The 24,127-nt window shown below is 59.7% G+C and carries 28 protein-coding genes; 13 read left to right on the top strand and 15 right to left on the bottom strand.

The annotated features are described in order from the left end of the window. Nucleotides 1–14: 14 nt before the first annotated feature. Nucleotides 15–1,286: a transcription termination factor Rho gene (gene rho / locus AC2FLX_RS03100; protein ID WP_480750050.1), complete on the bottom strand. Its 1,272-nt coding sequence runs from the start codon at nucleotides 1,284–1,286 to the stop codon at nucleotides 15–17. A 124-nt stretch (nucleotides 1,287–1,410) separates the two neighbouring features. After that, on the bottom strand, nucleotides 1,411–1,860 hold the full coding sequence (locus AC2FLX_RS03095; protein WP_496810706.1) for a CopD family protein: 450 nt from the start codon (nucleotides 1,858–1,860) through the stop codon (nucleotides 1,411–1,413). Between the two features lie 408 nt (nucleotides 1,861–2,268). On the opposite strand from AC2FLX_RS03095, the gene AC2FLX_RS03090 reads away from it, so the two are divergent. From AC2FLX_RS03090 to dnaQ, 4 genes are read left to right on the top strand one after another with little or no spacing between them, the layout of a single operon-like run. Beyond that, nucleotides 2,269–2,868: a Maf family protein gene (locus AC2FLX_RS03090; RefSeq protein WP_496810707.1), complete on the top strand. Its 600-nt coding sequence runs from the start codon at nucleotides 2,269–2,271 to the stop codon at nucleotides 2,866–2,868. After that, complete coding sequence (locus tag AC2FLX_RS03085) at nucleotides 2,865–3,698, top strand: shikimate dehydrogenase (RefSeq protein ID WP_496810708.1); 834 nt, start codon at nucleotides 2,865–2,867, stop codon at nucleotides 3,696–3,698. Before AC2FLX_RS03090 ends, AC2FLX_RS03085 begins: the two co-directional genes overlap by 4 nt. Beyond that, nucleotides 3,695–4,288 (top strand): dephospho-CoA kinase, encoded by a 594-nt coding sequence (coaE, locus tag AC2FLX_RS03080; RefSeq protein ID WP_480750045.1) that lies wholly within the window; start codon nucleotides 3,695–3,697, stop codon nucleotides 4,286–4,288. Before AC2FLX_RS03085 ends, coaE begins: the two co-directional genes overlap by 4 nt. Continuing rightward, nucleotides 4,281–5,009 (top strand): DNA polymerase III subunit epsilon, encoded by a 729-nt coding sequence (gene dnaQ, locus AC2FLX_RS03075; protein ID WP_480750044.1) that lies wholly within the window; start codon nucleotides 4,281–4,283, stop codon nucleotides 5,007–5,009. The genes coaE and dnaQ overlap by 8 nt, the downstream gene beginning before the upstream one ends. A 27-nt stretch (nucleotides 5,010–5,036) precedes the next feature. Here the strand turns inward: dnaQ and secB are convergent, their stop codons facing one another. Together secB and AC2FLX_RS03065 are read right to left on the bottom strand one after the other, a co-directional pair. Next, a complete protein-coding gene (secB, locus tag AC2FLX_RS03070) occupies nucleotides 5,037–5,546 on the bottom strand; it encodes a protein-export chaperone SecB (RefSeq protein ID WP_480750043.1) in 510 nt (169 codons plus the stop codon). 54 nt (nucleotides 5,547–5,600) lie between these two features. Beyond that, nucleotides 5,601–6,101 (bottom strand): FxsA family protein, encoded by a 501-nt coding sequence (locus tag AC2FLX_RS03065; RefSeq protein WP_496806857.1) that lies wholly within the window; start codon nucleotides 6,099–6,101, stop codon nucleotides 5,601–5,603. A gap of 108 nt (nucleotides 6,102–6,209) precedes the next feature. On the opposite strand from AC2FLX_RS03065, the gene AC2FLX_RS03060 reads away from it, so the two are divergent. Genes AC2FLX_RS03060 through AC2FLX_RS03050 form a run of 3 tightly spaced genes read left to right on the top strand, consistent with a single transcriptional unit; the run spans nucleotide 6,210 to nucleotide 8,493 of the window. Further along, nucleotides 6,210–6,866: a Tim44/TimA family putative adaptor protein gene (locus AC2FLX_RS03060; protein WP_480750041.1), complete on the top strand. Its 657-nt coding sequence runs from the start codon at nucleotides 6,210–6,212 to the stop codon at nucleotides 6,864–6,866. Beyond that, a complete protein-coding gene (gene mltA / locus AC2FLX_RS03055) occupies nucleotides 6,863–7,906 on the top strand; it encodes a murein transglycosylase A (RefSeq protein ID WP_496745174.1) in 1,044 nt (347 codons plus the stop codon). The genes AC2FLX_RS03060 and mltA overlap by 4 nt, the downstream gene beginning before the upstream one ends. Further along, nucleotides 7,906–8,493: a Smr/MutS family protein gene (locus tag AC2FLX_RS03050; RefSeq protein ID WP_480750039.1), complete on the top strand. Its 588-nt coding sequence runs from the start codon at nucleotides 7,906–7,908 to the stop codon at nucleotides 8,491–8,493. Before mltA ends, AC2FLX_RS03050 begins: the two co-directional genes overlap by 1 nt. Here AC2FLX_RS03050 and AC2FLX_RS03045 read toward each other — a convergent pair. From AC2FLX_RS03045 to hslU, 3 genes are all read right to left on the bottom strand, one after another. Further along, nucleotides 8,490–9,710, bottom strand: coding sequence for an MFS transporter (locus AC2FLX_RS03045; RefSeq protein ID WP_496810709.1), 1,221 nt, complete (start codon nucleotides 9,708–9,710; stop codon nucleotides 8,490–8,492). The two genes, AC2FLX_RS03050 and AC2FLX_RS03045, sit on opposite strands and share 4 nt — an antisense overlap. Continuing rightward, nucleotides 9,707–10,813, bottom strand: a complete 1,107-nt coding sequence (locus AC2FLX_RS03040) for an alpha/beta hydrolase (protein ID WP_496810710.1) — start codon at nucleotides 10,811–10,813, stop codon at nucleotides 9,707–9,709. Before AC2FLX_RS03040 ends, AC2FLX_RS03045 begins: the two co-directional genes overlap by 4 nt. Before the next feature lie 140 nt (nucleotides 10,814–10,953). Then, nucleotides 10,954–12,261 (bottom strand): ATP-dependent protease ATPase subunit HslU, encoded by a 1,308-nt coding sequence (gene hslU / locus AC2FLX_RS03035; RefSeq protein ID WP_496810711.1) that lies wholly within the window; start codon nucleotides 12,259–12,261, stop codon nucleotides 10,954–10,956. Nucleotides 12,262–12,452: 191 nt separating this feature from the next. Between hslU and AC2FLX_RS03030 the strand changes: the two genes are divergently transcribed. Further along, nucleotides 12,453–12,848, top strand: coding sequence for a DM13 domain-containing protein (locus tag AC2FLX_RS03030; RefSeq protein ID WP_480750035.1), 396 nt, complete (start codon nucleotides 12,453–12,455; stop codon nucleotides 12,846–12,848). 125 nt (nucleotides 12,849–12,973) lie between these two features. Continuing rightward, nucleotides 12,974–13,822: a class I SAM-dependent methyltransferase gene (locus AC2FLX_RS03025; RefSeq protein ID WP_496810712.1), complete on the top strand. Its 849-nt coding sequence runs from the start codon at nucleotides 12,974–12,976 to the stop codon at nucleotides 13,820–13,822. A gap of 24 nt (nucleotides 13,823–13,846) precedes the next feature. Here AC2FLX_RS03025 and acdA read toward each other — a convergent pair whose 3' ends face one another. Beyond that, nucleotides 13,847–15,067: a 3-sulfinopropanoyl-CoA desulfinase gene (acdA, locus tag AC2FLX_RS03020; RefSeq protein WP_496810713.1), complete on the bottom strand. Its 1,221-nt coding sequence runs from the start codon at nucleotides 15,065–15,067 to the stop codon at nucleotides 13,847–13,849. 116 nt (nucleotides 15,068–15,183) lie between these two features. Here acdA and AC2FLX_RS03015 point away from each other — a divergent pair, with 116 nt between their 5' ends. The 3 genes from AC2FLX_RS03015 to AC2FLX_RS03005 all read left to right on the top strand — a co-directional run bounded on the left by AC2FLX_RS03015 (nucleotide 15,184) and on the right by AC2FLX_RS03005 (nucleotide 19,078). Beyond that, on the top strand, nucleotides 15,184–16,044 hold the full coding sequence (locus tag AC2FLX_RS03015; protein WP_480750032.1) for a LysR family transcriptional regulator: 861 nt from the start codon (nucleotides 15,184–15,186) through the stop codon (nucleotides 16,042–16,044). Nucleotides 16,045–16,272: 228 nt separating this feature from the next. Then, a complete protein-coding gene (locus tag AC2FLX_RS03010) occupies nucleotides 16,273–17,712 on the top strand; it encodes an adenylate/guanylate cyclase domain-containing protein (RefSeq protein ID WP_496810714.1) in 1,440 nt (479 codons plus the stop codon). A 124-nt stretch (nucleotides 17,713–17,836) separates the two neighbouring features. Continuing rightward, nucleotides 17,837–19,078: an MFS transporter gene (locus AC2FLX_RS03005; protein ID WP_480750030.1), complete on the top strand. Its 1,242-nt coding sequence runs from the start codon at nucleotides 17,837–17,839 to the stop codon at nucleotides 19,076–19,078. Between the two features lie 38 nt (nucleotides 19,079–19,116). Here AC2FLX_RS03005 and AC2FLX_RS03000 read toward each other — a convergent pair whose 3' ends face one another. After that, on the bottom strand, nucleotides 19,117–19,473 hold the full coding sequence (locus tag AC2FLX_RS03000) for a hypothetical protein (RefSeq protein ID WP_496810715.1): 357 nt from the start codon (nucleotides 19,471–19,473) through the stop codon (nucleotides 19,117–19,119). Further along, nucleotides 19,463–20,020 (bottom strand): ATP-dependent protease subunit HslV, encoded by a 558-nt coding sequence (hslV, locus tag AC2FLX_RS02995; RefSeq protein ID WP_496810716.1) that lies wholly within the window; start codon nucleotides 20,018–20,020, stop codon nucleotides 19,463–19,465. The genes AC2FLX_RS03000 and hslV overlap by 11 nt, the downstream gene beginning before the upstream one ends. 198 nt (nucleotides 20,021–20,218) lie before the next feature. Between hslV and AC2FLX_RS02990 the strand changes: the two genes are divergently transcribed. After that, a complete protein-coding gene (locus AC2FLX_RS02990; RefSeq protein WP_480750028.1) occupies nucleotides 20,219–20,413 on the top strand; it encodes a DUF1127 domain-containing protein in 195 nt (64 codons plus the stop codon). A 101-nt stretch (nucleotides 20,414–20,514) separates the two neighbouring features. Here AC2FLX_RS02990 and AC2FLX_RS02985 read toward each other — a convergent pair whose 3' ends face one another. From AC2FLX_RS02985 to trxA, 5 genes are all read right to left on the bottom strand, one after another. Beyond that, nucleotides 20,515–21,336: a class I SAM-dependent methyltransferase gene (locus AC2FLX_RS02985; protein ID WP_480750027.1), complete on the bottom strand. Its 822-nt coding sequence runs from the start codon at nucleotides 21,334–21,336 to the stop codon at nucleotides 20,515–20,517. A gap of 112 nt (nucleotides 21,337–21,448) precedes the next feature. Continuing rightward, on the bottom strand, nucleotides 21,449–21,811 hold the full coding sequence (locus AC2FLX_RS02980; RefSeq protein WP_480750026.1) for a Lin0512 family protein: 363 nt from the start codon (nucleotides 21,809–21,811) through the stop codon (nucleotides 21,449–21,451). After that, nucleotides 21,808–22,158 carry a Lin0512 family protein gene (locus AC2FLX_RS02975; RefSeq protein WP_496810717.1) on the bottom strand — a complete coding sequence of 117 codons (351 nt, stop codon included), beginning with the start codon at nucleotides 22,156–22,158 and terminating at the stop codon, nucleotides 21,808–21,810. The genes AC2FLX_RS02980 and AC2FLX_RS02975 overlap by 4 nt, the downstream gene beginning before the upstream one ends. A 97-nt stretch (nucleotides 22,159–22,255) precedes the next feature. Continuing rightward, nucleotides 22,256–23,623 carry an MFS transporter gene (locus tag AC2FLX_RS02970; protein WP_496810718.1) on the bottom strand — a complete coding sequence of 456 codons (1,368 nt, stop codon included), beginning with the start codon at nucleotides 23,621–23,623 and terminating at the stop codon, nucleotides 22,256–22,258. Nucleotides 23,624–23,785: 162 nt separating this feature from the next. Continuing rightward, nucleotides 23,786–24,106 (bottom strand): thioredoxin, encoded by a 321-nt coding sequence (gene trxA, locus AC2FLX_RS02965; RefSeq protein WP_480750023.1) that lies wholly within the window; start codon nucleotides 24,104–24,106, stop codon nucleotides 23,786–23,788. Nucleotides 24,107–24,127: the final 21 nt, after the last annotated feature.

The following is a 24,127-nucleotide window of genomic DNA, read 5'->3' as shown; positions in this document are numbered from 1 at the left end:
GTCCTGAGACCGGATCAGGTGTTCATTGAATCGAAGAAGTCCGAGTTGGTCTTGGTCTGTTTCAACTTCGACAACAGGAACTCGATCGCATCCGTTGTGCCCATCGGGTTCAGGATACGGCGCAACACAAAGGTCTTGGCCAGATCGCCCTTGTTGACCAGCAGGTCCTCTTTCCGTGTACCCGACTTGAGGATGTCGATGGCCGGGAACACACGCTTGTCGGCGATCTTGCGATCCAGAACGATTTCCGAGTTGCCGGTACCCTTGAATTCTTCAAAGATCACTTCGTCCATCCGGCTGCCGGTGTCGATCAGCGCGGTGGCGATGATGGTCAGCGAACCGCCCTCTTCGATATTCCGCGCCGCACCAAAGAACCGCTTGGGTCGTTGCAACGCATTCGCGTCAACACCACCGGTCAGAACCTTACCCGAGGATGGGACCACGGTGTTAAAAGCTCTACCAAGTCTTGTGATAGAGTCGAGAAGAATAACAACATCTCGTTTATGCTCGACCAAACGCTTGGCTTTTTCGATCACCATTTCCGATACGGCCACGTGGCGCGTCGCCGGTTCGTCAAAGGTCGAGGACACAACCTCGCCCTTCACCGAACGTTGCATGTCCGTCACCTCTTCGGGGCGTTCGTCGATCAGCAGCACGATCAGATAGCATTCGGGGTGATTGCGTTCGATGGAATGCGCGATGTTCTGCAGGATCACTGTCTTACCGGTCCGCGGCGGCGCCACGATCAGCGACCGCTGGCCTTTTCCGATCGGAGCGACCAGATCGATCACACGGGCCGACTTGTCCTTGATCGTCGGGTCCTCGATCTCCATCTTCAGTCGCTCATCGGGGTAAAGCGGCGTCAGGTTGTCAAACGCGATCTTGTGCTTTGCCCGGTCGGGATCTTCAAAGTTGATCTTGGTGACGTTGGTCAGCGCAAAATAACGCTCGTTTTCGTCCGGCGCCTTGATATCTCCCTCGATCGTGTCACCTGTCCGCAACGAGTATTGGCGGATCATATCGGGAGAGACATAGATGTCGTCCGGGCCCGGCAAATAGTTCGCTTCGGGCGAGCGTAGAAAGCCGAACCCGTCCTGCAGCACTTCCAGCACACCATCGCCACCGATGACCCAGCCCTCATCGGCGCGCTCGCGCAGGATCTGGAACATCATCTCGCCCTTACGCATGGTCGAGGCGTTTTCGATCTCAAGCTCTTCAGCCATCGACAACAGGTCTTTGGGGCTCTTGGCCTTGAGATCGGCAAGGTTCAGGGATTCGGTTGTCATGGTTATACGACCCTTGGCCATCATCAGCGTGGCACAGATATGATTTTCAAACAGGAAGACACTCCGCCCGGACGGGCGTGTTGCGCTCTAGATATGTGACTTCCGGGCCGGAGTCAAACCGGCTTCAGAATTTCAGGATCACCGCCAGAACGATCACCACCATCAGAACAGTCGGAACCTCGTTCATCATCCGGTACTGCCGCCCGGTCAGCCTGTTTCGCCCTTCTGCGAAATCCATGTGCCGCGCCATCAGCCAGTGGTGAAACCAGGTCATCGCGATCACCGCAGCCCCCTTGGCCCAGGGCCACGCCCAATCCCAGGCCACTACACCCGGAGTGAACACCATGACCAGCCCTGCCACCCAGGCCACGACCATCGCAGGTCGCATGATAACCCGCAAAAGCTTGTCTTCCATCTCAAGGAAGATCCTGGGTGCCCCTTCCACGTCCTGTGCCTGTTCCACGTGATAAACGAACAGCCGTGGCAAATAGAACAATCCTGCCATCCAGGAAATCACTGCCATGATGTGCAGGGACTTGGCCCAGGGGTACAGCGTGTAAAGAAGATCGGTCATCAGGGTCCTCGCCGCTCGCTTGGCCCTCCCTAATAAAAAAGAATGTAAAGAGAAAGGATGATGGTTTTGAAGGGGGTTGAAAATCCGTGGATTACTTGTTTTCCCATGCGGTTTTCCCCAAGTGGATCAGGCCTTTTCCGGTTTTCCACAGGCTCAGTACAAAGACGAATATTTTGTTTATATTACAGATGTTTATAGCAAATTTCCTGGTGATCCACCTGAGGGTAAACCACATAAAATTCCGGGATATCCCGGTTGTCCAGAGGTCCCGAGTTATCCTTGTCCCGACTGGATAGAAAATGCGCGAATCCCGGATCTTCTAACCGGAAATCCCGGGGTTGCGTGTCAACCGGAAAACCATACAAACCATTCAAACGAACTCATCGCTTTTCCCACGGGGTTTTCCACATGACTATCCCAATCGTCCTTGCCTCCGGCTCTCAAGTCCGCGCGCAGCTTCTCAGGAACGCGGGCGTGCCATTCATCGCGGATGTGCCGCGCGTTGACGAAGATACCATGAAACGCGCCCTTCTGGCGGAACAGGCCTCGCCCCGCGATATCGCCGATGCCCTGGCCGAGATGAAGGCGCGCAAGATCAGCGATAAAAACCCCGATGCGATGGTTCTGGGCTGCGATCAGGTGCTGGATTTCCAAGGTCGTCTCTTGTCTAAGCCCGAAAGCCCCGATGACGCGCTGGCGCAACTCAGGGAAATGCGCGGTCAGCGGCACATGCTGTTGTCGGCCGCCGTCATCTATCAGAACCGCGAACCGGTCTGGCGGCATGTCGGTCAGGTGCGGTTGCGGATGCGTGACAGTTCCGATGCCTATCTGGAAAGCTACGTAACCCGGAACTGGGACAGCATCCGCCATGCTGTCGGAGCCTACAAACTCGAAGAAGAAGGCGTGCGCCTCTTCACCGCCATTGACGGCGACTATTTTAACGTTTTGGGTATGCCCCTGCTGGAGCTGCTCAATTTCCTGACCTTGCGGGGGCTGATCGACCGATGACCAAGACACGGATACCTCTGGCTGGTGTGATCGGACACCCCATCGCGCATTCCCGCTCGCCGAAATTGCACGGTCATTGGCTAAAAACCTACGGATTGCCCGGTCACTACATCCCGATGGACGTGGCGCCGGAAGATCTGGAACAGGTGTTGCGCACCCTGCCCAAGGCCGGGTTCGTGGGCGCCAACGTGACCGTCCCGCACAAAGAGGCCGCGTTGCGGATCGCCGATCACGTAACCGACCGCGCCAGCCAGATCGGTGCGGCAAACACGCTTGTCTTTCAAGCGGATGGCACCATTCACGCTGACAACACCGACGGTTATGGTTTCATGGCGAACCTGTGTGCCGGTGCACCGGATTGGAACCCGGAAAGCGGCCCGGCGGTTGTCTTTGGTGCTGGCGGGGCCGCCCGCGCGGTCATATCGGCCTTGCTCGGGGCCGGAGTACCGCAACTCATCCTTACCAACCGCACCCGCGCCCGTGCCGAACAGTTGCAAGCCGATTTCGGTGACCGCGTTAGCGTGACAGACTGGAACAGGTCCGGTGACGTGATCGGTGGCGCGGGGCTGGTGGTGAACACCACATCACTCGGCATGGTCGGCCAGCCGGACCTGCTCGTGCCGCTGGATGGGTTGCGGCCTGGTACATTGGTGACCGACCTCGTCTATGCGCCGCTCAAAACCCGTTTGCTCGAAGCGGCGGAACAGGCCGGGTGCGCCACTGTCGACGGGCTTGGCATGCTGTTGCATCAGGCGGTTCCCGGATTTGAACAGTGGTTCGGAAAACGGCCTCAGGTCGATGCCGCCACCCGGGCGGCGGCGCTGGCATGAGTTTTGCGCTAGGCCTCACCGGCTCCATCGGCATGGGCAAAAGCACCACGGCCCAGATGTTCACGGACGAGGGCTGTGCCCTGTGGGATGCGGATGCAGCCGTGCACCGGCTCTATGCGTCTGGCGGGGCGGCTGTCGAACCCATGCGCCGGGCCTTTCCCGACGCCATCGAAAACGGCGCAGTCAGCCGAGCCGCCCTGAAACGGATCATCGGCGAAAACCCCGACGCGCTGAAGATCATCGAACAGATCGTCCACCCCTTCGTGGCCACCGACCGGTCAGAGTTTCGCGCGCAGGCAACGGCCGATATCGTTGTCTTCGACATCCCCCTGCTTTTTGAAACTGGTGGTGACGCGGCGATGGACGCCGTGGCCTGCGTCTCGGTCCCGCCCGAGGTGCAGAAACAGCGGGTAATGGAGCGCGGCACCATGACCGAGGCGCAATTCGAACAGATACGGATGAAACAGATGCCCAATGACGAAAAATGCGCGCGATCCGATTTCGTCATCGTCACCGACACACTGGACCACGCGCGCGCTCAGGTGCAGGATGTCGTCAGGCAGATACGGGCGGGGCTGGCAGATGCGTGAAATTGTACTCGATACCGAAACCACCGGGTTCGATCCCGAAAGCGGTGACCGGATCGTCGAAATCGGTGCCATCGAGTTGTGGAACCACGTCGCTACCGGCGAGACTTATCACGTCTATATCAATCCAGAACGGTCCATGCCTGCCGAGGCGTTCGGCGTTCACGGCATCGGCCCCGACCTTCTGGAACCGCCGCAGAACCCCGAACCCGGGCAGATCACGCTTCGCGACAAGCCAATCTTTTCCAAGGTTGGCCAAGGGTTTCGCGATTTCGTGGGTGATGCAAAGCTGGTGATCCACAACGCCGCCTTCGACATGAAGTTTCTCAACGCCGAACTGGGCTGGATAGGGCTGCCGCACATCCCGTGGGAGCAGGCCATTGATACGCTCGCCATCGCCCGCCGACGGTTTCCCGGCTCGCCCGCCTCGCTGGATGCGCTGTGCCGCCGGTTCAATATAGACAATTCGAACCGAATCCTGCACGGCGCGCTGCTTGACTCGGAAATCCTGGCCGAGGTTTATCTGGAACTGATCGGCGGGCGGCAGCCCGATTTCGGCCTGTCCGCCACAGGCACAAATGGCCCACGCGCAGGCGATGCCGAGGCATGGCGTCCGACGGCCCGTCCAACCCCTCTGCCTGGACGGATCACCGAGGCCGAGCAACAGGCCCACGAGGCATTTCTGGAAAAACTGGGCGAGAACGCCCTGTGGAAACGCGCCTGACCGGCAGGCCAGGCGCACAATCCGAACTCAGGCGTCGGCCTTTTGCGCCTGGGCCTGGCGACGCAGCAACTCGTTGCGATAAAGCTGCACAAAGTCGATATTGTCGAGGTTCACCGGCGGATAACCACCGTCGCGGGTCACGTCGCTGACAATCCGGCGCAGGAACGGGAACAGCATGCGCGGGCATTCAATCAGCAGGAACGGATGCATCTGATCCTCCGGCACGCCTTCGACATGGAACAGACCACAATAGTCGATCTCGAACAGGAACAGAACCTCGTCCATCGCCTTGACCTTCGAGGTCAACTTCAGCTTGATCGACACTTCGTACTGATGGTCGGCCTGCCGTTTCTTGGCATCCAGATTGACCTGCACCTGGATCTCGGGCTGCACTTCGCCTGACACGCCCTTTTGTGCCATCACGTTTTCAAAGGACATGTCGCGAATGAACTGTCCCAGAACGCGCATCTGGACCTGAGGGGTTTGCGGGGCTTGTACGCCTTCGGGCTGGCCGCCCTCGGCACTGTTCTCGGTCATTGAAGTACTCCGGTTTTTTTGATCACCGCTGCTTATCAAGTAACCGTTATCGACTCAATGCCGCCGGCTGTCTCGAATCTGCGAAATTGGGTCATTTGCGGTGTTTTGTGGGTGAACCTCGGTAAACTCTCCGTCAATTATGTCTTCTCGATTGAAACGCGCGCCTCTCGAACGAAAATGCGTCCGGGATTGAGGGTGTATTCGTGAGGGTTGAGTGACTTTGCGCAGATAGTTGAAAACCAAAGATCTGACCGGCGGGATCAACAGCGCAATACCAATGGCATCAGTAAAAAACCCCGGCGTCATCAGGAATGCGCCCGCGATGATGATCATGATCCCATGCATGATCGGTTCTGTTGGGTCGGACATTGTCGTAAAGGCGTTTTGCGCGCGTACCATCATTTCCTGACCCTGTGCTCGGATAAGGGCGGTACCTATAATCGCCGTCAGCACCACGATTGCCAGCGTCGGCCACAGCCCGATCCAACCGCCGACTTTGATAAAAAGGGCGATCTCGATGATTGGCACCAGCAAAAAGGCCAAAAACAGATACATTTGTCACGTCCTTTCCCACATGGCGGGTGGTGGACTTGCCGCCATGTGTCCCCTACATAGTGGTTTAAGGCCCTGTGCACAAAGTCTCTGTTCCGAAATGAGGACAAAATGAATTCACCCCTGATCCAGCTTCTGGTGCTGGCCGGCATCGCCGTTTTCCTGATCTTGCGACTCAGAAGTGTTCTGGGCACGCGGGAAGGCTTTGAAAAACCGCCTGTGCCGCGCCAACCTGCGGGCAAGTCGCGCCGTGATTTCGAAGTGATCGAAGGCGGCCCTGATCAGGACATCATCGACCATGTCCCCGAAGACAGCCCAGAGGCGGAACAACTGGCAGCGATGAAACGGGTCGAACCTTCGTTTTCGGTCAGCGAATTCGTTCAGGGCGCGCGCGGCGCTTACGAACTGATCGTCATGGGGTTCGAGCGCGGCAATCTCGACGAGATTCAGCCCTTCCTGTCGGAAGAGGTGTTCGACACCTTCGTCTCGGTGGTGGCCGACCGCGAAGACAAGGGCCTGACGATCGAGGCCGAATTCGTGGGTGTCCGCGAAACCACGCTGTCGGATGCGAAATTCGACAAGGACAGCAACCGCGCCGAAATCACCATGCGCTTTGTCGGCGAACTGACCTCGGTCGTGCGCGACAAGGGCGGTGACATCGTCGAAGGCAGCCCGAATACCGTCAAGCGGCAAAAGGACAGCTGGACATTTGCCCGCGTGATGGGCAGCGACGACCCGAACTGGATGCTGGTCGCCACGGACGCATGATTGCCGGCCTCCGGTCATTTGTTCTGGCGGGTGCCCTCATGACCGCGGCCAGCGGTGCCGGGGCCGAGCCGACATATGACGTCCTGTCCTTCGACGATCTTGACGGCTGGGCGCAGGACGATCACGCCGCCGCCCTGTCCGTGTTTCTCAACACTTGCGAGGATCTGGGCGATCCAGACTGGCAGGCCCTGTGTTCGATTGCACAGATGCATCAGGGCGATGCGGCGCGGTCCTTCTTCGAATTGTTCTTTCGCCCGATCCTGATCCGGGACGGTAAGGACGCGCTGTTCACCGGCTATTTCGAACCCGAACTCGACGGCTCGCTGCACCGAACCGACAGGTTCCGCTATCCGATCTACCGGATGCCGCCCGAGGCGCGCGAAACCTCTCCGTGGCTTAGCCGCCGAGAGCTTTTGACCAGCGGTGCCCTCGAAGGGCGCGGGCTGGAAATCGCATGGGTCGATGACCCGGTCGAGCTGTTCTTTCTGCAAATTCAGGGGTCCGGCCGCATCCGCCTGCCCGATGGCAACTCGCTGCGGATTGGCTATGGCGGCGCAAACGGGCACCCGTACCGCTCCATCGGAATGGAACTGGTAAATCGCGGCATCTTTGCTGCCCATCAGGTCAGCGCGCAGATGATCAAGAGCTGGGTCAGAAAGAACCCGGCTGAAGGCATCGAATTACTGTATCACAATCCGTCTTATGTGTTTTTCCGCAAGCTGAACCGTGTCGCGCCGCACCTTGGCCCGCTCGGCGCGATGAACCGGTCGGTCACCGCGATGCGCACCATTGCCGCCGATCCCGCCTTTACACCGCTGGGTTCGCCCGTCTGGCTGGAAAAGGACGGCAAGGACCCGATCCGCCGCCTCATGATTGCGCAGGATACCGGCTCGGCCATCAAGGGCGCGCAGCGGGCGGACATCTTCTTTGGCACCGGTGACGAGGCTGGCAAGGCCGCCGGTACCCTCAAGGATCCGGGCCGGATGGTGGTTCTGCTGCCAATCCAGCGCGCCTATGCCCTGCTGCCGGACGATTTCTGATGACCCGGCGCAAACTGACGGCAGAAGAGATTGAGCTCTGGCGCAGGGTCGCAAAAAAGACAGAGCGTCTGCACCCCGAAATACCGCACTCGGTCCACCCCCGGACCCTGCCCAAACCGAAACCCGCAAAACCGCTCCCGGCGCGGGTCGAACCCTTCGACCTGGGCCAGTTCGCCACGCCAAAACCACAGCGGCACGCGCTGAAACCCACGATCACCGAGGATCTGGCTGCCGCGCCGCTGCAGATGGACCGTAAGGCATTCGCCCGAATGAAGCGTGGCAAGCTCAAGCCCGAGGGGCGCCTTGATCTGCATGGCATGCGCGTCGACGCCGCCCATCCGGCACTGGTCCGGTTCATTCTCGGCGCTCAGGCGTCGGGCAAGCGGTTGGTGTTGGTGATTACCGGCAAAGGCAAGGACCGGGATGAGCCCGGCCCCATTCCCACGCCGCGCGGCGTGTTGCGCAACCAGGTGCCGCAATGGCTGCGACTGCCGCCGCTGGCGCAGGCCGTCATGCAGGTAACACCGGCCCATATCAGCCACGGTGGTGATGGCGCCTACTACGTGTATTTGCGCCGTAGCCGCTAAAACGAACGCACCGCGCGGTGAATGCCGACCCGGGTGATGACGCAGACAAAGACGAAATAGGCGGCGATCCCGACAAACTGCGTCTCAAGCCCGATGCCAAGGTCGATCAGCGCCCCGGTCACGCCCGGTCCGATGGCCGACCCCAGCACCATCACCGCCGCCGCCACCGCCTTGATCGAACCAATGTGGCGGGTGCCGTAAAACTCGGCCCAGAACGCGCCCGGCAGCGTGGTATTCGCGCCCGTCGTCAGCGCCAGAAAGAACAGGCCCACCAACGCCCCGCCAATGCTCTGGACAGATGCAAGGATCAGAAAGGCCAGCGCCATTGGCAGCTGATAAAAGGGCATCATTCGCGCCGTGCCCCATTTGTCCAGCGCCCAACCCGCCCCGAACATCGAAAACAGTGACAGCCCGGTGTAAAAGGGAAACAGCGCCACCAGCTCGATATGCAGCCACCCCTTGATCTCGGCCAGGTACACCTGGTGGAAAAAGAACGCCGTAACAAACGCTCCCGGCCCCAAAAGCGCCGGAACCATGAACCAGAACAGCGGATGCGTCAGCGCCTCGCGCCGGGTCCAGTGACGATCCTCCATCCCGGCGGCGGAATAGCTGTCCGACATGCTCTGCGGCGTGCGCTCCTGCGCCAGCAGCCGGACCAGGATCGGCGCCCCCATCAGCGCAACCAGCGCGGCGCCCAGCCACAGGAACCGCCAGTCGATCACCGCCATAAGCGCCACAAAAAGCAGCGGCAACAGCGCCTCGCCAACCGCGAACCCGGTGGTGGCAATGGCCATCGCCCGGCCTCGCGTCGTGGTGAACCAGCGCGCCATGGCGACCATGGCGATATGGCTGCTCATTCCCTGCCCGAAAAGGCGCAGCAGAAAGATCACCACCGGCAACAGCGCAGCCACCGGATTCAGCGCCATTGCCACCGCCGCCATGGCCAGCCCGGCCAGAACCGCCGGTCCCAATACGCGCACCCGAAAGACATCCGTCAGCGACCCCGCCCAGACCATGACCGCCGCCGACACCATGGTCCCCAGCGAATAGATCCCGCCCCATTGCCCGTGGCTCAAGCCGAATTCGGCCCGGATCTCGCCGGCAAAGATCGAAATGAAAAAGGTCTGCCCGAAACTCGACAGAAAGGTCAGCAAAACCCCGGCTGCCAGCCACCGCGCATTCTCGGCAAGATAGCCTGACAGCGACGACAGTTTCATCCGCCGTCATCCACCGGGGCCAGGACAGTCTCTGTCGCTTGCCCCCGCCGCCGTTTTCCCGCCGGGGTCAGGAACCCGATCGCTGCCTCCTCGGGCCGGAACGTATCGCTCAACCGGCGCGCGGAATTCAGGATCGATATCAACGCCGGAGAGGTCGCCGCCACGAAATGAGACGACTCCGCATCGTCGCTAAAGGCCGTCGTGTCGATGATGTCGACCGGATAATCTGCCAGCTGATCGACCGACGCCAGATTGCCCAATCGCTTGCTGTCGTTGGTGCCGCGCAGACGCGCCGAGATGTTCAGCGCCTTGTCCTTCTTGGACACCATCACGACAAACGGCTTGGGTGGGTTGGGTATCCGGTCCATCTGCGATTTGAACACATCCACATCCAGATCCGGAGAGATCAGGACAACACCGTCAAGCGTGCGCGCCGCCCATCCCGGCTCCTTCAGCTCCGCCTGTCGCATCATCTCCATCGTCAATGCCGATCCCATCGAATGCGCGACGATACCGATCTTGCCGACGCCTTGCGCGTCGAGCTGGCGAATGGTCTCTTCCAGACCGTCGCGCGCAAACAGCATGCTGTCGATGTCATAGGCGTATCCGAACGCGCTTGCCCGGCTGGGCCAGGAATAGATCAGCAGCGATCCGGGCATCCCGATATCTTCCGCCAGTTGCGCCGCCCGAAACGCCGTTTCGGTCTGAGTGGCGTTATAGCCGTGCACGAAAATGGTCACATCCCTGCCGGGCCCATTCCGCTTTTCAAGGATGCGCCTCCCCAACTCGGCGGGCGAGTCCAGTTCTTCAAGGCCAGCCAGCACGAATTGCGTGCGCGCGTCAGGCTCGTCATAGGAATAAACCAATTGTCCCGGCTTGTGTGACGGGGGCACCGTCACCGTCATTTCCAGATATTGCAACCGCTCGGCCCTGCGAAACCCATAGGTTCCGTTTCTTTCCCGCGCCCGTGTCGAGGTCGCGAAAACGGTGCGCGGCGCCCCGATCTCCACCGCATCCGGCACAATGACCGAAACGGTTCGGTCCGAACAGGCCGACAGGGTCAGAACTATCAGATAAATCGCCAGCCGCCGCACAGGACTCACTTTCCCGAATCTTGCGCGCCACGCTAGCCGAAAAATGACCGGCGTCCATCCCCCGCCCCGGGTCGCGCTTCTTTCTGGTCTTCAATACCCCGGGGTGAATTGCCCGCAGGGCAAGAGGGGCAGCGCCCCTCATTGCGGCATCAAAGGACGTAACGGCTCAGATCGGTCGACTTGGTCAGCTCGCCAAGATTCTTCTGAACAAATTCCGCATTCACGGTGACCTGCGTTCCCGCCTGATCCGGCGCGGCAAAGGACAGCTCCTCGAACACCCGCTCCATCACCGTGTAAAGCCGCCGCGCGCCGATGTTCTCGATGCTCTGGTTGACCTCCGCCGCAATCCGGGCAAGTGCCGCGATACCATCCTCTGTGAAAGACACATCGACCTCCTCGGTGCCCATCAGCGCCGTGTACTGGCGGGTCAGTGCATTGTCGGTTTCGGTCAGGATTCGTACGAAATCCTCCTCGGTCAGCGCCCGCAACTCCACCCGGATCGGCAGGCGGCCCTGCAGTTCCGGCAACAGGTCCGACGGCTTGGCGATGTGAAACGCGCCGCTGGCGATGAACAGGATATGGTCGGTCTTCACCGGGCCGTGCTTGGTCGACACCGTGGTACCCTCGATCAACGGCAGCAGATCGCGCTGCACGCCCTCGCGGCTGACATCGCCGCCGCGCACATCCGTGCGGGCGCAGACCTTGTCGATCTCATCCAGAAACACGATCCCGTTCTGCTCGACCGCCTCCAGCGCGGCGCGGGTCACCGCCTCGTCATCCAGCAGCTTGTCGGCCTCTTCCCCGATCAACACCTCGTAACTTTCGGCCACGGTCATGCGCCGCTTGGTGGTGCGGCCGCCAAAAGCTTTGCCGAAAATGTCGCCCAGGTTCATCATGCCCATCTGGCTGCCGGGCTGGCCGGGAATGTCGAACATCGGCATCGGGTTTGAATGATCCGCGACTTCCAGCTCGATCACCGTGTCGTCCAGCTCTCCGGCCTTCAGCTTCTTTCGGAACATCTCGCGGGTGCCCTCGCGCGCATCCTCGCCCGCAATCGCCGAGATCACCCGCTCTTCGGCGGCCTTGTGGGCGCTGGCCTTGACGTCCTCGCGCATGTGCTCGCGGGTCTGCAGGATGGCGGCATCGGCCAGATCGCGCACGATCTGTTCCACGTCGCGGCCGACATATCCCACTTCGGTGAACTTGGTCGCCTCGACCTTGATGAAGGGCGCGCGCGCCAGCTTGGCCAGTCGGCGGCTGATCTCGGTCTTGCCAACACCGGTGGGTCCGATCATCAGGATGTTCTTTGGATACACTTCTTCCCGCAGGTCATCGGGCAACTGCTTGCGCCGCCAGCGGTTGCGCAGCGCCACCGCCACGGCGCGCTTGGCGTCCTTCTGTCCGATGATGAAACGGTCAAGCTCCGAAACAATCTCGCGCGGGGTCAGGTCGGTCATCTGCTCTCAATCCGGTTGTTGCGCCCCGGAACCTAAGCATGAGGCGCGGAAACGCAAGCCGATCACGAACAGATCACGGAAAAACACCGGTTTTCACCGGATGGTGACCGCCCCTTACATCCGCCGCGGAAATATCCAATTTGCGCTCAAGGCAATATCAGCCTGCTAGAAACCAAGGGAGACAGTATCCAATGATGAATCGCCGCTCACTGCTTATGGCCGCCGCCGCATCCGGCGTGGCACTGACCGTTGCCGCCCCGACCTCCGCCCTGGCCGCCGAAGCAAAGGGCAAATTCGAAGGCCGTTCCAACCACGAAACATCCGGTTCGGTGAAACTGATCAAGCAGGACGACCGCTATATCGTCGAACTGGGCCGCGATTTCTCGCTTGATGGCGGCCCCGATCCGCGCGTGGCCTTCGGCAAGGACGGTCACTATGACCCCGACACCAAGCTGGGCGCGCTGCTCAAGCTCACGGGCAAACAGCGCTATGCCGTGCCGCCGACCTTGGATGTCTCCAAGTTCAACGAGGTCTACATCTGGTGCGAAGTCGCCGGTGTTCCTCTGGGCGTTGCCGCGATCCACTAAGGGCGCCGCCACTCACATCATGACGCCCTGGGGGGGTCGGGCCTTGGCCCGGCCCCTTTTCATTGGCGGCACACGCAAAACGAACCTGTGTTATGTTGGCTCAGGTGCAGGGTTTGAGGTGCGTGATGGCTGACAACAAGGAACAGGCAGATTACTGGAGCTCGGCTTCGGGCCTGAAATGGATAAGGTTCGAAGAAGAACTGGACGCCGTGTTTGACAACGTGAACCGGGAACTCATCCACCGCCTGCGTCCGAAACCGGGTGAACGTGCGCTCGACATCGGTTGTGGAACCGGCGCAACCGCCAGAGCATTTTCGCGACATCTCGCCCCCGGCGGCGCCATCACGGCGCTGGACATCTCCGAACCGCTGCTGGCCCACGCAAAATCCAAGGCGGGTGGAACAGCTGTAAAATCGCAATACAGCCTGCTGGATGCGCAATCCGATACGATCCCCGGCGCGCCATTCGATATCGTGACGTCCCGGTTCGGGGTCATGTTCTTTTCCGACCCGGTATCGGCCTTCGCCAATATCCGCGCCCATCTGCGCAAAGGTGGCCGGATGGTGGTCGCGGCTTGGGCACCGATGAAAGACAACCTCTGGTTTCAGGCCCCGTGCCAGGCCGCGATCAGCCAGCTTGGCCCGCCCGATCCATCCGTTCCGAACGCACCGGGGCCGCTTGGATTTCAGGACATCGGTCACGTGCTCGACATCCTGAAACGCGCGGGTTTCGAGGACGCAACGGGCGAGGTTGCCGAGATCACATTGGCTTATCCGGGATCGGTGGCGCAGGTGGCCGCGCTGGCCTCCAACATTGGTCCCGCTGCCCGGATACTGAAGAAATACAACGGCGGCCCAAAGGACATTCAGGTCATTCAGGCACAAGTGCTTGAGAATTTTCGCGCCTTCGAGGGTCCGGACAGCGTCAACATACCGGCCCGCCTCAACTTCTTTCAGGCAACAAATACCGGGTGAACCACGTCGCCAAAACCCGCCGACCTATTCTGCGGCAAAACCCTGAGCTGTGATGCCTGCGCTTTGATATCCGTCGCGGGTTTGCGGGCACTTGATGCCCAAGGCCGAGCTGGCGATCTGGTTGCGCAGGATCTGCGCCGTTCCGCCACCGATCGTGAACATGCGAACATCCCGGTACATCCGTTCCAACGGCTCCCTGTCGCTGTACCCCCGCGCGCCAAACATCTGAAGCGCGTCGTTGACAACCTTGATTGCCATTTCCGTGGCAAAAAGTTTTGCCCGCGCCGCTTTTGCCATATCGGGAAACCCGTTCCCGTCCGGGCCGCAGGAACGCGCGGCGTCATGCAGCAAAAGACGTGCGGCATGGATCTGCGTATCCATGTCGGCCACCATCCATTGCAACCCCTGGAACTCGGCCAATCGGCGGCCGAACTGCTCCCGCTGCAAAAGGTATTGCTTTGCGCGACCCAAGGCGCCAGCGGCAACGCCCATCGCGATGGTCCCGGCGCCGACCCTCTGCGAATTATAGGCATTCATGAGATCCGAAAACCCGCGCCTTAGACCAGAGGGCGGTTTCAACAGCCACTTTTCGTGCACCTCAAGATCGTCAAACCGCAACTCTGCCTCGGGCATCCCGCAAAGTCCAAGCGTGTGTTCGCGACCGACGATCTGGAATCCCCTCGGCAGGTCCGCTTTGATCGGATCGGCAAACACGATGAACCCGCCAATACCCAGATACTCGCCGCCTTCATCCAGAACGCGCGCAAAGATCAGGTGAAGCTTCGACACGCCGCCGCCCGTGATCCAGTGCTTTCGCCCGTTCAGAACATAGGTGTCTCCACGTTTTTGCGCGGTTGTCCGCATCTCGGTTGCCGCACTGCCGGCTTCGGGTTCCGTGATGCAGATCGCCGGCTTGTCGCCCGCCAGAACATGCCGGGCGCAGAACGCTTTCTGCTCTTCGGAACCATAGGCCATGACGGCGCTTATGCCGCCCATGTTGGCCTCGACCACCACGCGCGCCGTCAGCGTGCAGGCCCTCGCGATTTCCTCGACCACCTCGACCACGTCAAGGAAACTCGCGCCCTGGCCGCCCAGTTCCGTCGGGATCGTCATGCCCATGATGCCGGCATCCGACAGGGCCGAGACGTTGCTCCAGCAATAGCTGCGCGTCCTGTCCCAATGGGACGCGCGGCGTTCAAATTCCAAGGTCAGTTCTCTGGCGGTTGCAACAAGCGGTTGGGTCATCGAAACGGCTCCTGCGAGCATCGAGTTCACGGAAATGTGATTGTCTCAACCTAGCAGACCTTTTATTTCATTCCTATCGTATAAAAGTGGACTAATAATTCAAGAATATTGAAATAATGCACACACGATCCCTCAGAAGCCTAACCAGGATCTCGCAGGTTCGCTCGTTCAGCGAAGCAGCGGAACAACTCGGCATGACGCTGTCCGCCCTTTCCATGCAGATGAAAGCTCTGGAAGAGGCGCTGGGCGTGGATCTGTTCGACCGTTCGGTAAGACCGCCGCGCCTGACCCCGATCGGCCGCGCCATCGTCGAAGAAGCAACGCCCCTCCTGCGGCACGAAGAGAAACTGATCGAAATCTGCCGTCCCAGCGACGATCTGGTTGGTCGGTTCCGGCTCGGGTTTGTCACCACGGCAGCCGTCCGATTGCTGCCGGGGTTTCTGCGGATGGCCAATCGGGACGTACCGCGCGCCGCGTTCGATTTCGAAACCGGGTTGTCCGCCACATTGCAGGGCAAGGTTGTCTCGGGCCAGTTGGATGCCGCCGTCATAACCGATGCCGACGGGCTTCCCGACCAGTTGTCATCTCACGTCCTGCGGCAGGAGCCCTTTGTCTTTGCCGCCCACGGCTCACTGCTTGCAGACGGGCTTCCCGGTCTCTTGTCCGACAGCGCTTTCTTCCACTTCATGCCCGATACCGGGATCGGAAAGCTGATTGCCAAAGCCATGCTGGAACAAAAGCGTCCCACCGATGCAAGGACAATCGTTCTGGATAACCTCGAAGCCATCATGGAATGTGTTTCGGCCGGGCTTGGCTTTACCCTGCTTCCCGTTCCGGACGTGGAACGCTACCGCATCCCCGAAGTGAAAACGCTCAAGGCACCAGCAACGCTTCAGCGCAGGCTGGTCCTCGTCACCGCGTGCGACAGTGTCCTGGCCCGGCGCTCTGCCCGTCTCGCGGCCTTGTTCCGTGAATGATGGGTGTCAATCAGGAACGGTCAGTTTGCCCAAGCCCGGTTTCGGCTCTGAAATGGACAATATTCGGCCCGACAGCACCAGAATACCTGGCTGCTTCAACGTTTGGCGGGCAACGAATACCGGTTGATGCGGCCCGCGATGTCGCCGCGCATTCCCGAAAATTGGGAAATCCCCCGATGCTCGTATACACTGGTTGAAACTCGATCCGTGTTCATTCTGGGGGGCGCGATGCCGCGGCATGAGACATCAGACAACTCCAAAGGCGACAGGCAGAACCTGATCAAGCCAGACCTCGCAGACGACACGCTGAACAAAAAGCTGAAGGACGCTCTTGATCGTCAGGCCGCCACGTCGGAAATCCTTGACGTGATCAGCCGCTCGCCGAACGATACGCAGCCCGTTTTCAACGCCATAGTCCGCGCCGGTCTGAAACTTTTTCCCGATGCCACCATCAGCATCGCACTTCGCGACGGCAACGAAGTCAAAGCGGCTGCAATCGCCGGCCCCGATCAGGCGGGGGTCGAGGCATGGCGCGGCCGCTTTCCGGCGCCGCTTCATCCCGAAACAATCCACGGCCACGTGATCCTGAACGGCAAGGCCATCGACATTGCCGACGTCGCCGATGCGCAGGACATGTTTCCGATGGGTGCGGGCAACTTTCTGGCCTCCGGCTATCGCGCCGTCACGATGATGCCGATTGCCCAGGGCGACACGACAGTCGGTGCTCTGGCCGTTCTTCGACTGACGACAGGCGGGCTCACGACCCAGCAGTTCGACATACTGCAAACCTTTGTCGCACAGGCAAATATCGCCGTCGAAAACACCCATCTGGTGACCCGGATGAAGCAGGCCAACGCCGCGCTGCAACACCTGTCGAGCCAGCTTTCCAAATACATGCCACCGCAGCTCTACCAGTCGATACTGGACGGAGGGCAACAGGTCGTGCTCGAATCCCGCCGCAAGAAACTGACAATCTTCTTTTCCGACATTGCCGATTTTTCCGAAATCACCGACCAGCTGGAAGCCGAAGAGCTGACCGCCCTGTTGAATGAATACCTGTCCGAGATGTCCTTGGTTGCGCAGGATCACGGGGCCTATTTTGACAAGTTTATCGGCGACGCAATGATGTTCTATTTTGGCGATCCGGAAAGCCGCGGGGCCAAAGAGGACGCATCGGCCTGTGTCAGAATGGCCATTGCCATGCAGCGCCGATTGGCTGAATTGCAGGCCGGCTGGCATCGACGGGGCCTGATCGACCGGCCATTTCAGGCCCGCATGGGCATCAATACCGGATATTGCACCGTGGGCAATTTCGGCTCTGACGACCGAATGGACCACACGATCATCGGATACGAGGTGAATCTGGCCGCAAGGCTGGAAGCCGAGGCCGATCCGGGCGGGATACTGCTGGCCGCGGAAACCTATTCCCTTGTGAAAGATTGGCTGCCTGTCGAAGAGCGCGAGCCGATCACGGTCAAGGGCTTTCGCCATCCCATACGCATATACGCGGTGCGGGGGCTCCACGAACTTGACGAACCGAATTCGAATGTCCTCCATCACGAAGGCAAGGGTTACGACTTTACCGTTGATCGCAGCCGGATGGGCCCGGATTCCCGACAACAAGCTTTGGCAGCGCTTAGGCGCCTGCTTTCCGAACTGGATGGTTGACCCTTTGCCGGGCGGCATCTTTGCGGGCCATTCACCGCCACATGCAACGGCCAGGCCTGACCGCTAGGTGAAACCAACCGGTGCTGCTACACTGCCCATCAGGGCTTCAGACCGGAGGGGCAGCATGTCAACCATTGCCAAGATTACCTTGTTGTTTGTTGTGTTTGTCGATCTCATCGGTCAGGGCCTTGTCTTCCCGATCATCAACTCGATGATCATGGAACCGACATCAAGCTTCCTGCCTCATGACACCCCCACCGGCAGCCGCCATTTCTATTACGGCCTCGTCATCGGGTGCTTCTTTCTCGCGTGGTTTCTTGGTGTTGTCTACGTCTCCAAGGTGTCCGATTCCATCGGGCGCAAGAATGCGCTGCTCATCTGTCTTGGCGGCGCATTGCTGGGTTATGCCCTGACCATCCTGTCGCTTTATCTCAACAGCCTGCTGTTGCTGATCATCGGCCGCAGTGTCACCGGCTTCACCGCCGGAAACCAGCCCATCGCGCAGGCCGCGATGATCGACGGCAGCACCGATGCCGCCGACCGTGACCGCAACATGGGCTATATCGTGACCGGTGTCAGCTTTGGCCTCGTCGGTGGTCCGATCATCGGTGCGATCCTGTCCGACAAGGCGCTTCTGGGCGGCGCTGCAACTTTCAAGACACCGTTTTACGGCGCTTTCGTTCTGGTGCTGATCGCCATTTTTCTGGTTCTTGCCTTCTTCAAGGACACCCGCGCCGAACGCGCGCCCTTCGTGTTTCGCCCGCGCGACATCACCGACAGCCTGCTGGCGATCGGAAAACACCCGTTATTGCTGAAACTCATGCCGGTCTATTCGCTGTTCATGATCGCGAACGTGACCTTTTACGTCTTCGTCGACAATTTCCTGACCAGCGCCTTCGGATACGGCGTGCTTGGCGGCAGCATGGCGATGGTCGTCATCGGCTTTGCGCTGGCCTTCTCCTCGACCTTCCTGGTGAAACCGGCACAGGAAAGGTTCAGCAAGCACGCCATCGTCCGAACCTCGCTGGTGGTCATGATGATCTGCGGGCTGGCCTTTGCCTTTATCCCGTCCGCCATTCTGGTTTATGTTCCGGTCTTTGGATTCTATTTCCTGTTTGGCGTGTCGTATCCGACCTTCCTGGGGCTTTTGTCCTCCAGCGTCAGCGAGTCCGATCAGGGCTGGGTGATGGGCGTCGGAACCGCCGTTTTCTGTCTGGCCGGTGGCGTCATGTCCCTGATCGGCGGCGGCTTGATGAGCATCGATATCCGCCTGCCCTACTACATCGTGATCGTCGCCGCCGGGCTGGGCCTTATCGGCATGTACCGGCAATGGAAAACCAAAGACGTCAAGGCGCTGCTGGCCTGACAGGGTAAAGCGAACCAAAAACCCGTAAACGGCTGTTATTATTGGTCTTCTTCAAGATCTTCTTCTTCTAACGCTCGAAGCTCTTCCTTTAGTGGTGCACGTCTAATAAGCGCCCAGCCTTCTTTCTTTGACTTTTTCATAATGGCACCGCGTGCTTCAATTTCAATCAGCAAGGTTCTTGTTTCATCGAGCGTGCAGCCAATCGTTCTGCTGAGTTTATCTATTGATTTAAAACGATATTTTGGGTCTTTCAACATAGACTCTAGAAGCCTCTTGCGCGGTTCTTTCCAATCGTTTTTGTGTTTCCGCGCCCGGTACCCTTCAAGCACGATGGGGCAGACAATCCCACCAACTATACCTCCAACTATAGCCACCAAATGTCGTTCATGATCCAATCGTCTCGACCGTCAGATTGCCGTTGGTGTAAACGCAGATATCGGCGGCGATCGCCATCGCTTCGCGCGCGACCTGCTCGGCGGTCTTGTCGCTGTCCATCATCGCGCGTGCGGCCGCCAGCGCAAAATTGCCGCCCGACCCGATCGCGGCCACGTCATGCTCGGGCTCCAGAACATCCCCGGCCCCGGTGATCACGAACAGATCCTTGCCATCAGTGACGATCAGCATCGCCTCAAGCTTTTGCAGGTACTTGTCGGTGCGCCAGTCCTTGGCCAGCTCGACCGAGGCGCGCGCCAGCTGGCCCGGCGTCGCCTCCAGCTTGGCCTCCAGTCGTTCCAGCAACGTGAACGCATCCGCCGTCGACCCGGCAAAGCCAGCGACAATCTCGAATCCGCCCGGGCTCAGCCGCCGCACCTTGCGCGCGGTGCCCTTGATCACGGTCTGCCCAAGGCTGACCTGACCGTCCCCCGCAACGACGATTTCGCCGCCCTTCTTGACGCCGATGATCGTGGTTCCGTGCCAGCCGGGAAAGTCGCTGTCTGCCATGAATGCCTCCGTATCTCTTGCCCGCAGTATATGGGCCGGTCGGCGATTGGGCGCAACCGTCATGGCACGCGCGTCAAAGATATGCACAAAATGCAATTCGGGGCTGACGAGCGGGCATTTGTGAATCTCGATCCATGATCCTAGATGGGGATCACAACCGATGAAGGATCGGCTGTTTCACTTAGAAGGATCGCGCAAATGGCAACCACCGCAAATATCCATGCGCCGCTCGGAGCAGTCACCGTTCTCCACGTAGTGGACGCACTGATCGACGTTAAAAACACCATCGTCGAATGGAACGAAACCCGTAAGACCCGCCGGGAACTGACGAAACTGTCCGACGCCCAGCTGGATGACATCGGTCTGACCCGTGCAGACATCGCCAAGATCTGATCTGCATCATGATTGGATACAGCTAGAATGGCCGCTCGAAACCGGGCGGCTTTTTCTTTTGCCAATCCGCCAGATCCAAACCTGCAATCGCCCGGCGCGGATCACGCCTTGCAGATATAGCTGACGGTCAGCATCCGCCGCTCCTTCAGCCCGCGCAGCTGGTTGCGCGTCATGTCCCGAAACTCCGCCCCGAACAACAGCTCCGTCGTAACAGGCAGCGGCTTTGCCATGTCGGATTGCGCGGTTCTGGCCTCCAGCCACTCAAGGCTTTCTTTGGTTGAATCGATCGCCTGCACGATTTCAAACCCGGCACCGGCAAGCAGGGCTTCCATCTCGTCCGGGGTTGCCAGATGACTGATCGAGGGGTCCCGCGCCCAGGGCGCCGGATACAGCATGTCCCCGCCATCTCCCTGCAGAATGTCATAAACCGCGAATGTCCCTCCCGCCGACAGAACCCGGTGGGCCTCCTTGTACATCCGCATCTTGTTTTCAATGTTCATCGCGACATGCACGGTCACGACGGCATCAAACGCGTGATCATCAAACGCAAGGTTCAGCGCATCGCCCTGCTGAAACGTGGTATTGCCCGACAGCCCAACCCAGCGCGACAGCTCGGTTGCCGCCTCGCAAAATTCCGGAGTCAGGTCGATACCGATCACCGGACAACCGACAACCTCGGCAATCGTGCGTGACACCCCCCCAAGCCCCGAGCCGATATCCAGAACCTTCGATTCTTCGGTCAGTGTCATGCGGTCAATCAGCTCCAGAGTTGCCGCCCGGCCGCGAAAGTGAAACTCATCGACGGATTCAAGGTCCGATGGCCTCAATTCATGCGGCTCCAATCCGTTCCGCCGCAAACCTTGGGCGATCTTCCCGGCCAGACCGCCGCCGCCGTCGTAGTGGCTTGAAACTCGATCTGTCATGCACTGGCCCTCCCCAAAAATGTCACCCGATACCAGCCGATCAAAAGCGGGAATCTTTCCCATTTTAGCTCAACCTGATCGTATTTGCTGCACCGCGACCACACGGCCCCGATCAGCTCAGCCGATACTTCCCCGCCATGTCCGGCAGAAACGCCTCGACCGCGGCGGTGGCAACCACGTGGCATGTTCCGGCCCCGGCATCCCTGACATTCAGACCACCTTTGACCGCCCGCACCTCGGCCCGGCCCCGTGGCAGGTCGGACGCAACCAGGTCGCAATCCACCTTGTCGGGTTCCTGCACACCGATGGTCACCTGAACCCGCATCTCGGCATGATCCACGCCCAGTTTCGAAAACAGCGTGATCGATGAATGATGCAGCGCGTCCTGCACCGCCCGGCGCGCGGCCTTGGTATAGTCCTGACCATACAGGTCGTTGCCGGTTCCCATTTCCAGAATGATACGTCTTTCGGTCATGCCGCAGGCTCCATGTCAAACGAGACAACAATCGCCGCATTGGCGATCACGGTGCGCCCGTCAGTATGCGGCTTGTCGATATCCAGACCGCCTTCGGTCACGGTGATGCTGGCTTGACCATAGGGAAACACCGCCTTCAGCACCGCAACATCGACCAGATCGGGGCGCTGCACGCCGATCTCGGCATCGATGATCATTGCCTCTTTCGCAAAGCCGAACAGTTCGGCCATGTTGACCGAGTTGTGCCACAGCGCGTCTTTCAGCGCGCGTTTCGCCGCCTCGGTATAGTCCTCACGCCTCAGCGATGTACCCATCCCGAATTCCACCAGCACCCGTGTCTTGGCCATGCCTGCTCCTGCCTTCTGTTGCCGGGCCACAATGCACGTCCGCACGGCATCCTCAAGGGGCCAGACCTTGCGGCTTGATCGGTCCAGTTTCAAACGCTCATCCGGGTTCCGGTTCGTCTGTCGCCGGTGTGGCGCGATCCAGCGCGATCAATCCATACAGGAAAACGCCCGCCGCCAGTATAGCGGACACCGTGAACACCGATGTTATCGAACCGGTGGACGTATAAACGGTGCTGCATGCCGCGATCCCGATTGTCCCGCCCATAAGCTGACAGGTCATGGTGACACCGCTCACCTGCCCATGCATGTGTTCCGGCACCGAAAGCAGGACCGCGCGTCGGGGCGGAACGAACAGAAAGGTCACGACCATGCCCCAGAAAAACAACCCGGACATGATCAGCAAGAAATCCTGCAGGGCAAGGCCGATGGCAAGAACCGACATGGAAATGGATGCCCCCGACGCACCAACCAGTGATGGCATCCGCGATCCGTATTTGTCCGCCAACTTCCCCGTAACCGTCGCCACGATGATCTGCGGCACCACGGCGGGCAACAAGGCGGCCCCCGCCTTGAACGGCGAGAATCCCATGACCGTTTGGAAATACATCGCCCCAAAAACAAGCATCACGATCTTCACGAACTGGGCGGTGAAGATAACCAGATTCGACGCAAGAAAATTCGGGCTTGCAAACAGTTCGACCGCAATCAGCGGGGACTCGGCCCGCCTTTCGTGACGCACGAACTGAACCAGCAAAACCGCTCCAAGGAAAAGCGGGATCAGCGTGTCCGGCTGTGACCAGCCGCGATCGGGCCCCTCCATGATGCCAAAGATCAACAACACCAGGCCGGCAATCAACAACAAGAACCCGACCAGGTCAAAGCGGGTGTCCTTAGCGTTCGGCGTGTCGTGCCAGAACGCCCAGACGATGGCAAACACGACCAGCACGATCGGAGGATTGATCCAGAAAATCCATCGCCACGACAGATATTCGGTCAGCAGACCCCCGACCATCGGCCCCAGCGCCATGAAGCAGGTGCCGATGGTGCCATACAGCCCCAACGCCATACCACGCTCTTTTTTCGGAAAGGAATGCGTGACCAGAACAAGCGAAAGCGGAAAGATCATTGCCGCCGCAACGCCCTGTGCAGCCCGCGCAAAGATCAACGCGCTGCCACTTTCGGCAAACCCGGCAAGGATCGACGTCGCTCCGAAAAACAGCAACCCCGAGTTCAGCAGAACTCGCGCTCCGATGATATCCCCGATTTTCCCGGCAGCAGCGGCCAGACCCGCAAGCATCAGCAGATAGACATTGACCACCCAATGCGCATGCAATTGGGACAGGCCAAGGTCGCGCCGGATGGTCGGCAACGCGACGCCGATGACGGTTTCATCCAGCAGCACCACCCCAAGGATGGCACCCATCGCCCCAAGTATCCACCAGCGTCTGTTGTCGTGCGTTGCCATGATGAAAGCGATTATAGCACGAGAATGCGGGCGGCCGTTGCAACGTGAAAGCCCGCAAATGAATTGTACAAAATGGACAAGGCCCCCTGAAAACCCGGTACAATTCGTACAAAAAAGAAGCGCCCGGTTGGGCGCTTCACCTAATTCGGGTTTTGGCCGGGCTCAGATCGACTCGTCGATCCAGCTCTGCAGTGCCGCTTTCGGCGCAGCGCCGGCGCGGTTCGACACGACCTGACCATCCTTGAAAATGAACAGCGCCGGAATGCCGCGAACACCCATTGCAGCAGCCGAGTTCGGGTTGCTGTCGACATCGACCTTGGCGATTTTCACCTTGCCGCCATACTCAACCGCCAGCTCTTCCAGAGCGGGGCCAATCTGTTTGCAGGGACCACACCACTCGGCCCAGAAATCTACGACAACGGGAACATCCGAGTTCTTGACCTCGGCATCAAAGGTATCGTCAGTGACGGCTACGGTGGACATATTCTGTCTCCTGAATGGAAT

Source organism: Ruegeria sp. YKSF57, assembly GCF_059612585.1.
This window is presented reverse-complemented; position numbering and strand designations above follow the sequence as displayed.

Bases quoted from the DNA above. Each gene is read 5' to 3' on its own strand.
- rho (WP_480750050.1), bottom strand. From the start codon at position 1,286: ATGACAACCGAATCCCTGAACCTTGCCGATCTCAAGGCCAAGAGCCCC.
- AC2FLX_RS03095 (WP_496810706.1), bottom strand. From the start codon at position 1,860: ATGACCGATCTTCTTTACACGCTGTACCCCTGGGCCAAGTCCCTGCAC.
- AC2FLX_RS03090 (WP_496810707.1), top strand. From the start codon at position 2,269: ATGACTATCCCAATCGTCCTTGCCTCCGGCTCTCAAGTCCGCGCGCAG.
- AC2FLX_RS03085 (WP_496810708.1), top strand. From the start codon at position 2,865: ATGACCAAGACACGGATACCTCTGGCTGGTGTGATCGGACACCCCATC.
- coaE (WP_480750045.1), top strand. From the start codon at position 3,695: ATGAGTTTTGCGCTAGGCCTCACCGGCTCCATCGGCATGGGCAAAAGC.
- dnaQ (WP_480750044.1), top strand. From the start codon at position 4,281: ATGCGTGAAATTGTACTCGATACCGAAACCACCGGGTTCGATCCCGAA.
- secB (WP_480750043.1), bottom strand. From the start codon at position 5,546: ATGACCGAGAACAGTGCCGAGGGCGGCCAGCCCGAAGGCGTACAAGCC.
- AC2FLX_RS03065 (WP_496806857.1), bottom strand. From the start codon at position 6,101: ATGTATCTGTTTTTGGCCTTTTTGCTGGTGCCAATCATCGAGATCGCC.
- AC2FLX_RS03060 (WP_480750041.1), top strand. From the start codon at position 6,210: ATGAATTCACCCCTGATCCAGCTTCTGGTGCTGGCCGGCATCGCCGTT.
- mltA (WP_496745174.1), top strand. From the start codon at position 6,863: ATGATTGCCGGCCTCCGGTCATTTGTTCTGGCGGGTGCCCTCATGACC.
- AC2FLX_RS03050 (WP_480750039.1), top strand. From the start codon at position 7,906: ATGACCCGGCGCAAACTGACGGCAGAAGAGATTGAGCTCTGGCGCAGG.
- AC2FLX_RS03045 (WP_496810709.1), bottom strand. From the start codon at position 9,710: ATGAAACTGTCGTCGCTGTCAGGCTATCTTGCCGAGAATGCGCGGTGG.
- hslU (WP_496810711.1), bottom strand. From the start codon at position 12,261: ATGACCGACCTGACCCCGCGCGAGATTGTTTCGGAGCTTGACCGTTTC.
- AC2FLX_RS03030 (WP_480750035.1), top strand. From the start codon at position 12,453: ATGATGAATCGCCGCTCACTGCTTATGGCCGCCGCCGCATCCGGCGTG.
- AC2FLX_RS03025 (WP_496810712.1), top strand. From the start codon at position 12,974: ATGGCTGACAACAAGGAACAGGCAGATTACTGGAGCTCGGCTTCGGGC.
- acdA (WP_496810713.1), bottom strand. From the start codon at position 15,067: ATGACCCAACCGCTTGTTGCAACCGCCAGAGAACTGACCTTGGAATTT.
- AC2FLX_RS03015 (WP_480750032.1), top strand. From the start codon at position 15,184: ATGCACACACGATCCCTCAGAAGCCTAACCAGGATCTCGCAGGTTCGC.
- AC2FLX_RS03010 (WP_496810714.1), top strand. From the start codon at position 16,273: ATGCCGCGGCATGAGACATCAGACAACTCCAAAGGCGACAGGCAGAAC.
- AC2FLX_RS03005 (WP_480750030.1), top strand. From the start codon at position 17,837: ATGTCAACCATTGCCAAGATTACCTTGTTGTTTGTTGTGTTTGTCGAT.
- hslV (WP_496810716.1), bottom strand. From the start codon at position 20,020: ATGGCAGACAGCGACTTTCCCGGCTGGCACGGAACCACGATCATCGGC.
- AC2FLX_RS02990 (WP_480750028.1), top strand. From the start codon at position 20,219: ATGGCAACCACCGCAAATATCCATGCGCCGCTCGGAGCAGTCACCGTT.
- AC2FLX_RS02985 (WP_480750027.1), bottom strand. From the start codon at position 21,336: ATGACAGATCGAGTTTCAAGCCACTACGACGGCGGCGGCGGTCTGGCC.
- AC2FLX_RS02980 (WP_480750026.1), bottom strand. From the start codon at position 21,811: ATGACCGAAAGACGTATCATTCTGGAAATGGGAACCGGCAACGACCTG.
- AC2FLX_RS02975 (WP_496810717.1), bottom strand. From the start codon at position 22,158: ATGGCCAAGACACGGGTGCTGGTGGAATTCGGGATGGGTACATCGCTG.
- AC2FLX_RS02970 (WP_496810718.1), bottom strand. From the start codon at position 23,623: ATGGCAACGCACGACAACAGACGCTGGTGGATACTTGGGGCGATGGGT.
- trxA (WP_480750023.1), bottom strand. From the start codon at position 24,106: ATGTCCACCGTAGCCGTCACTGACGATACCTTTGATGCCGAGGTCAAG.